Raw genomic sequence first — 14,081 nt, forward strand, 5'->3', positions numbered from 1 at the left:
GGAGTCGTGGACTCCCCCGGTTTTGATGTGGACGCCTTCTTGCAGCAGCCGCTCACCGCTCGCGTCGCGACGAGCGGGCCGACGGTGCGTCCGGTCTGGTTCCTCTGGGAGGACGGGGCCTTCTGGACCCTGACCGGCCCGTGGACCCGGCTGTTCGACCGCGTGCAGGACGACCCGAACGTCGCACTCGTGGTGGACGAGTGCGATGTCGCGTCGGGACGCGTCCGACAGGTGATCGCTCGGGGTCGGGCCGAGCTCGTGCCCTTCGATGTGCCGAGGGGGCGCCGGAAGCTCGCCCGCTACTTGGGGGTGGACGAAACTCGATGGGACGCGCGTTTCGTGAACTATCTGCACGATGATCCGGGCGAACGGGGCACCGTGTGGCTGCGTTTGGTGCCTTCTTCGCTCTCCGCCAAGGATCTCAGCTACTCCGTGGCTCCCTCGTAAGCCTCGCCCCTATCGGAGCGGAACAGCCCCGGCCTCCTCCGTGGCTCTTACCCCGGAGGTAATCGACCGACAGGTCACCTCCGACGCAGAGTTGGCGCAGCGCCGGGACATCCCGACGCCCTGCACCCTGCGGGCCCCGCTCCCCGGGAAGGACCCACCCCATGCCGTACTTCGAAGGTTCCGACGGAACGAGCCTCTTCTACACCGACTGGGGGCAGGGCAAGCCCGTGGTGTTCGTGGCCGGGGCCTGGCTCAGCAGCAGTTCCTGGGAGTTCCAGATGCTGCCGCTCTCCGAGGAGGGGCTGCGTTGCGTCGCCTTGGACCGGCGGGGCCACGGCCGTTCCGACTGGGTCGGCCACGGCTTCGACTACGACACCCTCGCCGACGATCTCGCGGCCCTGCTCGACCGCCTCGACCTGCGTGAAGTGACCCTGGTGGCGCACTCGATGGGCGGCGGTGAGGTGATCCGCTACCTCACCCGGCACGGGGACGACCGGGTGAGCCGGCTGGTGCTGATCGGGGCCACCGCGCCGTTGCTGCTGTGGGCGCCGGACAACCCGGACGGTGTCCCCCAGGAGGTTTTCGACGCCATGACGGCCGAGCGGAGCAAGGACCGGCCGCGGTGGATGGCCCAGAACGCGCAGGCGTTCTTCGCCACACATCTCGGCAATGGCGTCTCCGGCGAGCTCATGGAGTGGACGGTTCAGCGGTGCCTGGACTGTTCCGCCAAGGCGGCCGTCGAGGTGGTGCGGACGGGCGCCGGCACCGACCTGCGCAAGGAGGCCGGGGCGATACGGGTGCCGACCCTGATCCTGCACGGCGACGCGGACGCCTCCGCTCCCGTCGCCCTGTGCGGGCGGCGCATGGCGGAGCTGGTGCCTGACAACGTCTACAAGGAGTACCCGCTGGCGGGACACGGCATCTTCATGACCCACGCCGACGCGGTCAACCAGGATCTGCTCGACTTCATAGGGGCCGGTCAGGGTGGTGCGGGGGCCGGTCGGGGTGGTGCGTGAGCAACCAGGCCGCGAGCGTCGGCCCGTTGTCAGTGGTCGTTCTTATGCTGACGTCATGAAGATCACTCAGCACGCCCTGGCGGAGGCCTGGCAGCACACCGCCGCGCGCCACCCCCTGCTCCACGAGGTCGACCTGCCGCCCGTGACGATCTCGGAGGACGAGTTCGAGGAGTGGGCCGAGCGCGCCGACGAGGTGCCGGACGCCGGGCTGTTGCTGCTCGTCGAGGACGGCGCGGTGCACGGTCGGTTCGGTCCCCACCAGGAGGTCTCCGTCACCCGCGACCTCGGCCAGGTGATGTATCTGATCGCCGAGGCCGCGATGCGCCTGCGTTGCGACAGCCTCGAAGAGGCGGCCGAGGCGCTGGAGGAGATCGATCCGGTGTGGGGCAGACGGTTCCGCGGCGGCGCCCTGGACGACACGGGGACGGTCGAGCCGTGCGGGCAGGATCCGCTGGAGGGCCTCGCCTGGATAGCCGGGCCCTGGCGCGAGCAGAGCCCGTACACGACGCTTGCCTTCTTCCGCGCGGAACCCGGCCAGCCCGTCGACCCCGAGCGCCTCGCCCTGCTCTACGGGGCCGATCCCGCGCAGGTCGCCGCGGGCACCCGTCTCAAGGACCTGCGAGGGGAGAACGAGGGCAGGACCTACTGGGACCGGCAGTGGGAGAGCTGCTGCTACGGGCAGGCCGGCGGGTGGACGTACCTGCTGCACCACGAGACGCCGGTCGGGGCCTTCGCCGACAAGGACGCCTACGCGGCGCTCGGCATCACAGAGAGCGTCTGGCTGACCGCCACCTCCGCGAAGGCCATCTACACCTTCGACTACATACGGGACGGCCGCCGCGTCGACGACGACCGGGGCGCCCTGGAACTGATCTGGTACGAGCGGGGTTACGCCCCCTATCCGCGCGGCGGCGAGCTGGACTTCGTCAACCGGGGCCTGCGCCGGGCCGAGCTGGACCACCCCGAGCTGACCAACACGTTCGAGCTCCAGTTCCACGCCCTGGAGACCTCCTTCGGCCTGCGTCTGCCGCGCCAGGACTTCGCGGACGAGGTGGTGCGGGTCGCGTACTGGGCCGGGACATAGCGGGGCTGCCGCGCCGCGTCACCGCCCCGTTCGCCACACGCGTGACCCGGAGCCCCGGCAGACAACATGCGGTCACTTAGACTCGCCGAATGGCCAAGTACTTCGACGTGCACCCCGACAACCCCCAGCGGCGCAGCATCGGCAGCGTGGTCGACGGGATCCGTTCCGGCTCGCTCGTCGCCTATCCGACGGACTCCTGCTACGCGCTGGGATGCCAGCTCGGCAGCCGCGACGGCATGGACCGCATCCGGTCGATCCGGCAGCTCGACGACCGCCATCACTTCACCCTGATGTGCGAGAGCTTCGCGCAGATGGGGCAGTTCGTGCACCTCGACAACGACGTGTTCCGCGCCATCAAGGCGGCCACGCCCGGCAGTTACACCTTCATCCTGCCCGCCACCAAAGAGGTGCCGCGCCAGATGATGCACCCGAAGAAGCGGACCGTCGGTGTGCGCATCCCCGACCACACGGTGACCCAGGCGATCCTCACCGAGCTCGGTGAGCCGCTGCTCTCCAGCACGCTCCTCCTGCCGGAGCAGGAGGAGCCGATGACCCAGGGCTGGGACATCAAGGAGCGCCTCGACCACCTCGTGGACGCCGTCATCGACTCCGGCGACTGCGGTACCGAGCCCACCACCGTCATCGACTTCTCGGGCGGTGAGGCGGAGATCGTCCGCCGCGGAGCGGGCGACACCTCGCGCTTCGAGTAGCGAGGGGGCCGCCTCGCCCGCCGGATCGGGTCCGGCGGGGGGGCCGGTGGTCCTTCGTTGCCCGCGTCCGGTCGTTCAGGGCGTCGGTGTGCAGCAGCCGTCCCTGCGCATCAGGTGTCCCGCCGCCGGCCAGTGCTCCGCGTCCTTCGCGTCCGTACCGGCCCCGCTCTTCGGCCGCCGCTCGTACGCGGACGTCAGGTCGTCGGTCGCGTACGAGGTGCCGCCCCGCAGGACGGACACCGTGCGCACCATCGTGTCGAAGTCCGTGAACGGGTCGCCGTCCACCACCGTCACGTCGGCGATCTTCCCGGCCTCGATGGTGCCCAGGTGCCGGTCGAGCCCGAAGATCCTGGCCGGCAGGACCGTCGCGGTGCGCAGTGTGGCCGCCGGGGAGAGCCCGCCGCGGTGCAGGGCGCGCAGGCCCAGGTGGAGCGAGAGGCCCACCGGGACGAGGGGCTGGTCGGTGCCGAGGGCCACCTTGCCGCCGGCGGCGAGGACGCGACGGTAGATGTCGGTCTCCCTGCGCAGGGTGGCCAGTTGGTCCGCGCTGGGTGGCACGGCCGCTCCTGCCTTCACGGCGGCGGCGTCCCACGGCGGCATCACCGCGGTGACGCGCGGGTCGTCGGCCAGCGCCGGGTCCGCGCCGATCAGGGGCGCTGAGGTGAACGGGGTGGCGATCAGCGAGAAGGCCGCGCCGGAAGCGCTGTAGATCTCGATGACGTCGTCCCAGGCACGGCCCGTGGCCGTCGTGGCGTGCCCGAACTCCGCGCGCTGGGTGGCCTGCAGATGGGTCGTCAGGTCCTGACCCAGCTGGATGCCGGGTGAGAGCAGGTGGCTTCCCGCACGTACGCCGAGCCGCTCGTGGGCGTAGCGTGCCGCCTCCTCCATCACCCAGCCCGGCGCGCGTACGTACGTCTTCACGAAGTCCCAGTCGAGTGCCGCGCCGCGGTCTAGGGAGCGCCTGAGCGCGGCCTTGTTCCGGTGGGCGCGGCCCATGCTGTACGCGACGCGGGAGCCGTCGAGGAGTTCGCCCGTCGTGAGCAGGCGCGGGCCCGCGAGTTCCCCGGCGGCCACCGCCTCCCGGATGCGGGCCTGTTCGTACGCGAAGCCGCCCAGCGAGACCGCGGTGGTGATCCCGTACGTCAGCTGGCCGACGGTCTGGCGTCCGCCGTACGTCGTCTGCCAGGGGTGGGTGTGGGTGTCCCAGAGGCCGGGGACGACGGTGTGCCGGGAGGCGTCGACGCGCCGTGCCGCCGGGACGCGGCCGGCCGGGCGGTGGGCTCGTACGGACGCGATGCGGCCGCCGCGGACGACGACGTCCACGTCCTCCCGTACGTCGTTCCCGTCGCCGGTGCCGTCCCACAGCCGGCCCGCGTGCAGGACGAGGTCGGCGGGCGTGGGCCTGCGGTGGTCCAGTGGCACCCGCACGGTGCGCGGGTCGCCGCCGTCCGCGCCGATCAGCCGCAGCCGGCCGTTCGACAGGTGGAGGAGCGTCTTGGAGTCGCCCGACCAGGACGGGTGGTCGGCGGGTTCGGCGGAGAGCATTCGCGGGGCGCCGCGGGGCGTGCCGTCGGGTTCTACGGGCAGTACGTGCAGCGCGGAGTCGACGATCACCGCGAGCAGCCGGCCGTCCGGGGACCAGACGGGTCCTGAGTCGTACCGGTCGGAGAGCGAGGTGTGCGGGGCGACGGCGTGCAGGTGGTCGGCGCCGGTCTGCGTGTCGACGATCCGGATGAGGTTGTAGCCCTCGCGGAAGCGGTAGTTGAGGCGGTTGCGGTCGCACAGGGCGAGGTACCGGCCGTCCGGGGACCAGCTGGGTCTGCCGGGCAGTCCTCCCCCGCCGAGCGGGTCCGCCAGCGCGCGTTCGGTTCCCGAGGCGAGGTCGCGCACCAGGAGGCGCCCCGTCAGGTCCAGGCAGGCGAGCCGTTCGCCGTCGGGTGAGAGCACGGGGTGGACGCGGCCGCCGGTCGCCAGCGCGGTCTCGGTGCCGGTGGCGAGGTCGTGCCGGTACACGCCGAGCAGGCCGTCGCGGTCGTCGGCGTACACCAGGGATTTGCCGTCCGGCGCCCAGGTCGGGCCGAGCAGATAGGCGGTGGCCGCGGACCGGTGCAGTCGCCGGGGCGGTCGGCCGCCCGAGGTGTGGGCCAGCCAGAGCGAGTTGAGGGCCGCGAAGGCGATGCGCCGTCCGTCCGGTGAGAGGGCGGGCAGGTGGATGCCGCGGGTCGGCCGGACGCGGCCGAGGCCCAGGTCGTACTCCTTGACCCGGTAGCGCGGGCGGTCCACCGGCAGGGTGCCGCGAAACGGGATGACCTCGGGCGCGCTCCCGCTTCCGGGTCGTACGCTTCCGGGTCGCACGAGGGTGAAGCGGCCGTCGACGGTGAGCAGCAGCCGCCCGTCCGCCGTCCAGCGCGGTGGCACGGGCGCCAGGTCGCCGGACAGGTCGACGGGGCGGCCGTCGACGACGAGCGTGCAGGAGGCGTGGGGCGCGGGCGTGGTCCGCAGGTACGCGAGGTGCTCGCCGTCCGGGCTCAGGGCGGGCGTCATGACCTGCGCGGCCGCCGTCTCGGTGTGCGCCACGGTGACGGGGCCGGCCCCACGGGCGGGACGGCGGCGATGGTGCGGGAGTCGAGTGAGGTGCCCTGGGGTGTGGTGACGGTGGTGCCGCGGACGAACAAGAGGTGGGTGCCGTCCGGTGACCAGGTCGGGTCGAAGTCCTCCCACGGTCCGTCCTGGAGGGGCCCGTCCTGGCCGGGCAGCCCGGTGAGGCGCGTGAGGGCGCCGTCGGCGAGGTCCAGGACGTGGATGCGGTACGAGCCGCCTTTTACCGGGTCGCCGCCGCGCTCGGAGGCGAAGGCGATGCGGGTTCCGTCGGGTGACCAGGCGGGGCCGCGGTCGTCCCAGGGGCCTTCGGTGCGCTGTCGCAGCCGGGAGCCGTCGGCGTGCATCGTCCAGATGTGGAAGCCGCCGTCCTGGTAGGCGCAGAACGCGACCGAGGTGCCGTCGGGGGCGTACACGGGCCGGTTCGGTTCGAGGCCCGGTGGCGTCAGCGGTGCCGCTTCGCCGTGACCGTGCCCGTGGCCGCGGGGCACGGACCACAGGGTGGCCTGGGTCTCGACGATCAGCCGGTCGGCGCCGGGAGAGAGGGTCGCCGAGCCGTTGGTGACCCGGGTGAAGGAGAGGGGGACCGTGGTGCGCGGTCGGGCGGGTGCCGGGGCGGCGCCCAGGGCGACCGCGGCCCCGGACACGCCTGCGGCGACGATCAGTTGACGTCGCGTCAGGGGCAGCATGGTGTGGTGCCGGTCACATTCCATGACACAGCACACTCGCCCATCACCGGGGCACGGACAACTCTGTGGGGCGACAACACGCCGGGGTCATCAGCGGGCACACCCGGGTCGCGCAGCCGCCCGAGGCCCCGCCGACTCGTACCGCAAGCTGACAGGACGGCCTTCCCGTACCCCGAGAGTCTGGTGGTGCGTGATACCGCAGGGTGACGCGGCACCAAGTGCTCCCGAAATAGCGTCCTTTGACATGACGATGAACCGCACCACCGTACGCGGAAGCGCTCTGGTCTCCGCTCTCGTCCTCGCCTTCGCCCTGCCCGTCACCGGAGCGGGAGCGGCCTTCGCCGCCGACGCGGGCGACGCCGGGGCGACCCACCAGGTGGCCACCGCACCGCTCCACCTGCCCCGGCCCACCGGCCCGTTCGCCGTGGGACGCGACACCCTGCACCTGGTCGACAAGAGCCGCCGCGACCTCTGGGCGCCCTCGCCGAGCCCGCGCGAGCTGATGGCCTCCGTGTACTACCCGGGGCGACCCGGCGGCGGGCACCCCACCTCGTACACCTCGCAGGAGGAGGCCCGGCTGCTGCTGGAGTGGTGGAAGGTCGACCAGCAGGTCTCCCCCGCCGCCTACAGCGCCACGCGCACCCACGCGCGCGCCGGGGCACGGCCCGCGCCGGGACGCTTTCCCCTGATCGTGCTCTCCCCCGGATTCACCGCTCCCCGCTCCACGCTGACCCACCTCGCCGAGGATCTGGCGAGCCGAGGCTTCGTGGTGGCCACCGTCGACCACGCCTATGAGTCGGTCGGCACGACCTTCCCCGGCGGGCGGGTGCTCACCTGCCGGGCCTGCGGTCCCGCCGAGAAGCCCGACATGGGCAAGGTCGTCACTCAGGGGCGGGCCAAGGACCTCTCGTACGTGATCGACCGGCTGACCGGGCGCAAGGCAATCTGGCGGCACGCCGCCATGATCGACCCCGAGCGGATCGGTGCGGGCGGGCACTCCATAGGCGGGGCTGCCGCGCTCGCCACCATGGCCGCCGACTCCCGGGTCCGGGCCGGCATGAACATGGACGGCAGTTTCCACGTCAGGCCCCACGGGATCGGCGGCCGGCCCTTCCTGATGCTGGGCACCGAGGTGCAGCACACGCCGGGGGTCGAGGACGGCAAGAACTGGGACCGGACCTGGCGGTGGCTGGACGGCTGGAAGCGCTGGCTCACGGTCGAGGGCTCGGGCCACTTCACGTTCACCGACGTCCCCGTGCTCGCCGGGCAGGCCGGGGTGGTCGACCCCGAGGTGCCGCTGTCCGGTGAGCGCTCCGAGCAGATCACCCGGGCCTACGTGGGGGCGTTCTACGAGCAGGAGCTGCGCGAGACACCGCAGCCGCTGCTCGACGGGCCGACGCCGCAGCATCCGGAGGTCACCTTCCGGCACCGCTGACCACGCTCGGCCCGCGTGTTCGTCCGGCCCGTTCGACGTGTGAAGTCTCACCCTCACGTCGAGGGTGAGACCGCACTCGATACGGTCAGCAGACCCTGCCCCGGACATTTCTGTTATCGAGGTGGGCGCAGCGCGTCTCCTCTGTGTCGGAGGAGAAGGCCCCCCACACAGAAAGTGGTCACAGCGTGAGCAGCGAACGCCACATCGCGATGATCAGAGCAGCGCAGGACGGGAACCAGCGGGCGCAGGACGCGCTGGTGGCGGAGTATCTGCCGCTGGTCTACAACATCGTCGGGCGAGCCCTGAACGGGCATACGGACGTGGACGACGTGGTGCAGGAGACCATGCTCCGTGTCCTCGGCGGCCTGGACGGGCTCCGCGATCCGGAGAACTTCCGCAGCTGGCTGGTCGCCATCACCATGAACCAGATACGCGGCCACTGGCGGGAGCGCACGTCGGGCGCGATACCCACCGGTGGCGGTCTCGCGGACGCGTACGACGTCGTCGACCCCGGCGCGGACTTCGTGGATCTCACCATCACCCGGCTCGGGCTCTCCGGGCAGCGCCGGGAGACGGCCGAGGCCACCCGCTGGCTGGACGAGGACGACCGGGCCCTGCTGTCGCTGTGGTGGCTGGAGTCCGCCGGTGAGCTGACCCGCGCCGAGGTCGCCGAGGCGCTCGAACTGTCGCCCCAGCACGCGGCGGTGCGGGTGCAGCGCATGAAGGCGCAGCTGGAGACGGCGCGCGTCGTCGTCCGCGCGCTGTCCGCCAATCCGCCGTGCGCCGTGCTCCGGCAGATCACCGTCGGCTGGGACGGGGTGCCCTCGGCGCTGTGGCGCAAGCGGCTGGCCCGCCACGCCCGCGACTGCGCGGCCTGCGAGGGCCACTGGTCCAACCTGGTCCCCGCCGAGGGGCTGCTGGTCGGCCTCGGCCTGGTCCCGGTGGGCGCCGGGCTCGCCGGTCTGGTGGTGCCGCCGGACCTCGTCGAGGTCGGCTCGGCCACCCTCGCGTCCGGTCACGGCGCCGACGCTCCGGTCGCCGCGCGCACGCAGGCCCGCCGCGAACGCGCCAGACGCAGGCGCCGTACGACGAGTGTGGCCGCCGCGGTCGTCGCGCTCGGCATCGGGGGCGCCGCGGTGCATCTGCTGACCGGGCCGGACACGGACGACAGCGCCCCGTCGACCGCGGCGGCGCCCGCCTCCGACACCGCTCCCGCGGCCACGCCGTCGAAGAGCGCCTCCCCCAAGCACTCCGCATCGCCCAGCTCCAAGACCAAGCCCAAGCCGAGCAAGTCGAAGAAGAAGGCGAAGCCTTCCCCGAGCCGCTCGACGGCCGCGCCGCACAAACCGAAGCCGAAGCCGTCGAAGCCCGACACTTCCGACCCCGCGCCCCCGAAGCCGGGCGACCCCGCCGAGCAGGTCGTCGCGCTGGTCAACACCGAGCGCTCGAAGGCGGGTTGCGGCCCGGTCCGGTCCAACGCCAAGCTCGCCACGGCCGCCACCAACCACTCCGCCGACATGGCGGCCCGCGACTACTTCGACCACACCAGCCCGGACGGCAAGGGTCCCGGGGACCGCATCACCGCGGCCGGCTACCGCTGGAGCACGTACGGCGAGAACATCGCCCGCGGCCAGCAGACCCCGGCGTCGGTGATGGACTCGTGGATGAACAGCGCAGGCCACCGCGCCAACATCCTCAACTGCGACTTCAAGGAGATCGGCGTCGGCATCCACAACGGCTCCGGCGGCCCGTGGTGGACGCAGGCCTTCGGCACGGCCCTCTAGCGGAGTCCCTCCCCGCGCGGCTCAGCCGACGTGCTGGGTGTGGAACTGTTCCAGCCGCCGCTGGGCGAGCAGCAGGGTGCCGCGCTGCCGGCCGGGCACCTGCCGGCGCAGGGAGACCAGGGCGGGGCCAAGGGCGCGGACGGCCTCGGGGTCGCGTACGCGGTCCCACAGGTGGTGGGCGCGGTCCGCGGCGGCCTCCACCTCCGGGGAGTCGGGGGCCTGCCCGGACGTGAGGCGGGCCGAGGCCACCGCGAGCCAGGTCTCGCAGCTGCGCGCCGGGTCGCCGGCGAACCGCGCCAGGTCCGCCCGTACCTCCAGCCAGTGGATGGCGTCCTTCGAGCCGGGGCCGTGCATGCGCAGCGCGCTCTGCTCCCAGGAGGCCGCGAGCGCCGCCGCCTCGCCGTGTCGGCCCGCCTCGACGGCCGCGGTGATCGCCGCGTGCGGATCCATGCCGCTGTCGGCCGGCAGCGGGCGCTGCGGCACGGACGGGGCGGCCGGCGCCGAGGGCGCGGGGGTGATGAGCTGAGGTGCGCCCGGGTCGTGGACCGGCAGCAGGTCCTGGGCGCCCTCGTCGAGGCCCTGGGCCACGGCGTGCTCGTGGAGCTGCGGCAGGGGCGGGCGGTGGCCGCTGCGGAGGATCGTCGCGAGGGCCTTCATGTACGAGGGGGTCGCGGGCGTCCGGCGACGGGCGGGCGGGGCGACGCGGCCGTACAGGACGACGCCGGGCCCGGCGTCGAGGGGATGCGCGGTGAGGGCTTGCCAGCTCTCCGCGTCGGAGTGCAGGTCGGCGAGGATGGTGGTGCTGCCCGCCGGGCGCAGCCGCAGTTCCTGAGTGATCCAGTGCCAGGGGAACCCGGTGTAGCGCACGGTCGCCGTGGTGGTCCTGGCCAGCGCGACGTGCAACTGCCGCTGGCGCCGGTCGAGATGGACCTGCCCGATGAGGTAGATCGTCAGAGGTCCCGGCGTCATGGCCGCCGCCCGGAGGCGGGTCAGGACCGTCTGCGGGTCCAGCGGGTCCGCGAGTTCCACGATGCTCGCGGTCGGCGTTCCGGCCAGGGTCTCCGGGGGCACCGCCGCGAGGACGGGGAGCACGGAGGCCGCGTCCACCAGGCGCCCCCTGCCCACCGGGGCGGCCGCGATGAGCAACACGGTTCCAGGCACGGGCCCCTCCTTCTCGATCAGCACGTCAGCACCGTATCCGCATCTTCGGCCCGACGCGCCCATCGGGCTCCACCCGGTCCCCGTCCGACGGGCCCGTTCCGGCCCCCGGTCCCAACTGCCGCCGGTGCTCTTGGAGTCGGCGACGATGTCGCGCGGCCGCGAATGGCGAAGGATCGGCTCACCTGCTCCTCGATACGGAAGGCCACGTCTCATGGCTGTGCGACGCATGCGTCCGATGCCGGGAATCCTGGGCGGCATGGGTCCGCTCGCCACGGCCGCCTTCTACCGGAAGCTGGTCGAGCGCACCCCCGCCGACTCCGATCAGGGGCATCTGCCGGTGGTCGTGTGGGCCGACCCGTCGGTGCCGGACCGGAGCGCGGCGCTGCTCGGCGAGGGGCCCTCGCCGATACCGGCGCTGGTGGAGGACGCCCGCCGGCTGCGGGCGGCCGGGGCGACCTGTATCGCGATCCCCTGCAACACCGCGCACGCCTATGTCGAGCAGCTGACCAGGGTGACGGGGGTGGAGGTCATCGACATGATCGAGGCGGCGCTGCGGCGGGCGGCGGACAGCGCGGCGGGCGTGGAGCGGGTGGGGGTGCTCGCCACGCGCGGCACCCGGGCGGCGGGCCTGTACGAGCAGGCCGGCGCGCGCCTCGAGCTCGGCGTGCTGCAGGTGTCCGACGCGGTGCAACGCTCGCAGGTGGACCCGGCGATCCGCGCGGTCAAGGCGGGGACGGCCATCGAGGACGCCGTCCACCGGATCGGGACGGCGGCGCAGTCCCTCCGCGACCAGGGCGCGCAGGTGGTCGTCGCCGCCTGTACGGAGATCCCGCTGGTCGCCGGCGCGGCGACGCGGGTGCTGCCGCTGGTCGACTCGGCCGAGGCCCTCGCGGACCGTGTCCTGACACGGTTGTGGTGACGGTCTCGGCCCGTTTCGGCCGGCCTTCGTTCCGGGGGACGGGAACGGGTGCGTAATCTCGTACATGCGTACGGACGAACGGGTCCGCGCCGGTCCTAACCTGCGGAGATGATCAGGCACATGTCGACGCACCCCGCCCGCGGCCTGAGCAGGGTGCTCGAGGACCTCGGCCCCGGCCTCCTCGATCTGGTCCACGGCGACCCGGCGTCCGCGACGGAGCTCGGCGGCGTCGGCATCCACGATCCGCACGACGAGCAGTTCCATCCGGAGCGCGCCGTCGTGCTCGGCGTGGGGGTGCACGGAGCGGAGGAGACCGCGCGGCTGATGCGCCGGCTGTCCGGCGCGGGCGCGGCCGCCCTGGTCGTGCGCGGCCCCGTGGAGGGCGCGGAGCTCGAAGCCGTGGCCGCCGAGACGGGCATCGCCGTGCTGGCGCTCGCGCGCGGCGCGTCGTGGGCCCAACTGGCCGCCATGCTGCGGACGTTGCTGTCCGAGGACGACGTGGGCGGGGCGGACCGGCAGACGTTGGGCGGGGTGCCGTCCGGGGACCTTTTCGCGCTGGCGAACGCCATCGCGACGCTGCTTGACGCGCCGATCACCATCGAGGACCGCCGGTCGCGCATCCTGGCCTTCTCCGGACGCCAGGACGAGGCGGACGCGCCCCGGGTGGCGAGCATCCTGGCCCGCCGGGTGCCCGAGCGGTATCTGCGCGTCCACGAGGAGCACGGGGTCTTCAAGGAGCTGTACCGCAGCGAGCAGCCCGTGCACATCCCGCCGCCGACCGTGGGCGACGAGGTCGCGCTGCCGCGCATGGCGGTCGCCGTGCGGGCGGGAGACGAGATCCTCGGCTCGGTGTGGGCGACGCTGCGCACGCCGCTCACCCCGGAGCGGGAGGAGGCCTTCCAGGAGGCGGCCAAACTGGTCGCCCTGCACATGCTGCGCTTTCGCGCGGGCGCCGACGCCGAACACCGGCTCCGCGCCGACCTGGTGACGACGGCGCTGGAGGGCGGCTCCGGGGCGGTCGAGGCGCTGAGCCGCCTGGGGCTCGCCGACGGCCCGGTCCTCGTACTCGCCCTGGGGCTCGAACCGGCGGCGGACGGCGACCACGCCCACCTCACCGCGGAGCGCCAGCGGCTGGCCAGTGCGCTCGCCGTGCATCTGACGGCGGTGCAGCCGCGGTCGGCGGTGGCGCTGCTGGGCGATGTGGCGTACGCGCTGTTTCCCGTGCCGGACGACTCGGCGGCGGCGCGGGAGCGGGCCGTGCAGGTGGCGGCGAACTTCCTGCAGCGCACCGGTGACCGGACGGGCGCGGTCGTCGGGATCGGCTCGGTGGCGCCCGAGCCCGCGGCGCTCGCCCGCTCGCGGGCCAACGCGGACCGGGCGCTGCGCGTGTTGTTCGCCGACCGGGGCACGCGGCGGGTCGCCGCCATCGGGGACGTGTACATCGACGCGCTGCTGATCGAGATGCGGGATCTGGCGATCGCCAACCGTGACGAACTGTCGGGGCCCATCGCCCGCCTGGTGGCCTACGACCGGCGGCACAACGCGCATCTGGTCGAGACGCTGCGGGCGTGGCTGGACGCGTTCGGCGACGTGATCTCCGCGTCGGCGAGCGTGTTCGTCCACCCCAACACCTTCCGCTACCGGATCCGCCGGGTCGCCGAGGTCGGCGAGATCGACCTGCAGGATCCGTCGGCGCGGTTCGCCGCGATGCTGGAGCTGCGGTTGATGGGGCTGTACGACCAGGGTGGCGGGGCGGCGTCGGAGCGGCGCGCCTCGGCGTGAGGGCCTGTGCCGACTCCGCGCGCCGTTCGCGTTCATCCTGCCGAGCACCCGCTACCTGTTCATCGTCTGCGGCGCGGGCCTGAAGGAGCGCTCCCGGCTCGCACACGGCACCTCCGGCTCCGGCCCGTACCAGCTGACCTCCGCGCGGCCGATTCGGAGCTACACCTTCGCCCGGCGCGCAACCTCACCGAAGATCAGCTGCGCGGTGTGGCCGCCACGGGCGGGGTGATCTGCGGCAAGTTCATCCCGGTCGCCTCCGTGGCGGGGATCGACCATGTCGGCATCGGCGCCGACTTCATCCAGGAAGCCATGGTCGACCTCACGCCGCCGTGCTGCGAGTCCCTCGACGACGAGGACCCGCTCTTCGACTTCCCCGGCCTCGAAGGTCCGGCCGGCATGCCGCTGGTCACGGCCGCGCTGCTCGACCGCTGGTGACCCCACGGGCTGACGTCCGCC

The 14,081-nt window shown here is 73.1% G+C and carries 10 protein-coding genes and 1 pseudogene; 9 read left to right on the forward strand and 2 right to left on the reverse strand.

Features of this window, described 5'->3' with window-relative positions; genetic code table 11:
- Positions 1-6 precede the first annotated feature (6 nt).
- From ACZ6CV_RS34555 to ACZ6CV_RS34570, 4 genes are all read left to right on the forward strand, one after another.
- Entirely contained in the window at positions 7-447 is a 441-nt protein-coding gene (locus ACZ6CV_RS34555; protein ID WP_469255475.1) for a pyridoxamine 5'-phosphate oxidase family protein, read from the forward strand.
- 161 nt (positions 448-608) lie between these two features.
- Positions 609-1,463, forward strand: a complete 855-nt coding sequence (locus ACZ6CV_RS34560) for an alpha/beta fold hydrolase (RefSeq protein ID WP_469255477.1) — start codon at positions 609-611, stop codon at positions 1,461-1,463.
- Between the two features lie 55 nt (positions 1,464-1,518).
- The gene (locus tag ACZ6CV_RS34565) at positions 1,519-2,547 is read left to right on the forward strand and encodes a hypothetical protein (protein WP_469255479.1); all 1,029 of its coding nucleotides are present in this window, start codon (positions 1,519-1,521) and stop codon (positions 2,545-2,547) included.
- An 89-nt stretch (positions 2,548-2,636) separates the two neighbouring features.
- Positions 2,637-3,257, forward strand: coding sequence for an L-threonylcarbamoyladenylate synthase (locus ACZ6CV_RS34570; RefSeq protein WP_355807101.1), 621 nt, complete (start codon positions 2,637-2,639; stop codon positions 3,255-3,257).
- A 75-nt stretch (positions 3,258-3,332) separates the two neighbouring features.
- Here the strand turns inward: ACZ6CV_RS34570 and ACZ6CV_RS34575 are convergent.
- Positions 3,333-6,568, reverse strand: a pseudogene (locus tag ACZ6CV_RS34575) (amidohydrolase family protein).
- 220 nt (positions 6,569-6,788) lie between these two features.
- Between ACZ6CV_RS34575 and ACZ6CV_RS34580 the strand changes: the two are divergent.
- Positions 6,789-7,979, forward strand: a complete 1,191-nt coding sequence (locus ACZ6CV_RS34580) for an alpha/beta hydrolase family protein (RefSeq protein ID WP_469255481.1) — start codon at positions 6,789-6,791, stop codon at positions 7,977-7,979.
- Positions 7,980-8,164: 185 nt separating this feature from the next.
- Positions 8,165-9,763: a sigma-70 family RNA polymerase sigma factor gene (locus ACZ6CV_RS34585; protein WP_469255483.1), complete on the forward strand. Its 1,599-nt coding sequence runs from the start codon at positions 8,165-8,167 to the stop codon at positions 9,761-9,763.
- 21 nt (positions 9,764-9,784) lie between these two features.
- Here ACZ6CV_RS34585 and ACZ6CV_RS34590 read toward each other — a convergent pair whose 3' ends face one another.
- A complete protein-coding gene (locus ACZ6CV_RS34590) occupies positions 9,785-10,924 on the reverse strand; it encodes a hypothetical protein (protein WP_469255485.1) in 1,140 nt (379 codons plus the stop codon).
- Between the two features lie 211 nt (positions 10,925-11,135).
- On the opposite strand from ACZ6CV_RS34590, the gene cuyB reads away from it, so the two are divergent.
- The 3 genes from cuyB (at position 11,136) to ACZ6CV_RS34605 (ending at position 14,060) form a co-directional block, all read left to right on the forward strand.
- Complete coding sequence (cuyB, locus tag ACZ6CV_RS34595) at positions 11,136-11,843, forward strand: cysteate racemase (RefSeq protein ID WP_469255487.1); 708 nt, start codon at positions 11,136-11,138, stop codon at positions 11,841-11,843.
- A 108-nt stretch (positions 11,844-11,951) separates the two neighbouring features.
- On the forward strand, positions 11,952-13,625 hold the full coding sequence (locus tag ACZ6CV_RS34600) for a PucR family transcriptional regulator (protein WP_469255489.1): 1,674 nt from the start codon (positions 11,952-11,954) through the stop codon (positions 13,623-13,625).
- A gap of 207 nt (positions 13,626-13,832) precedes the next feature.
- A complete protein-coding gene (locus ACZ6CV_RS34605) occupies positions 13,833-14,060 on the forward strand; it encodes a hypothetical protein (RefSeq protein WP_469255491.1) in 228 nt (75 codons plus the stop codon).
- Positions 14,061-14,081: the final 21 nt, after the last annotated feature.

The sequence above is a fragment of the Streptomyces sp. NPDC041713 genome (assembly GCF_055591085.1).

Coding starts and splice junctions, on each gene's coding strand:
- ACZ6CV_RS34560 (WP_469255477.1), top strand. CDS start 609: ATGCCGTACTTCGAAGGTTCCGACGGAACGAGCCTCTTCTACACCGAC.
- ACZ6CV_RS34580 (WP_469255481.1), top strand. CDS start 6,789: ATGACGATGAACCGCACCACCGTACGCGGAAGCGCTCTGGTCTCCGCT.
- ACZ6CV_RS34570 (WP_355807101.1), top strand. CDS start 2,637: ATGGCCAAGTACTTCGACGTGCACCCCGACAACCCCCAGCGGCGCAGC.
- ACZ6CV_RS34565 (WP_469255479.1), top strand. CDS start 1,519: ATGAAGATCACTCAGCACGCCCTGGCGGAGGCCTGGCAGCACACCGCC.
- cuyB (WP_469255487.1), top strand. CDS start 11,136: ATGGCTGTGCGACGCATGCGTCCGATGCCGGGAATCCTGGGCGGCATG.
- ACZ6CV_RS34600 (WP_469255489.1), top strand. CDS start 11,952: ATGATCAGGCACATGTCGACGCACCCCGCCCGCGGCCTGAGCAGGGTG.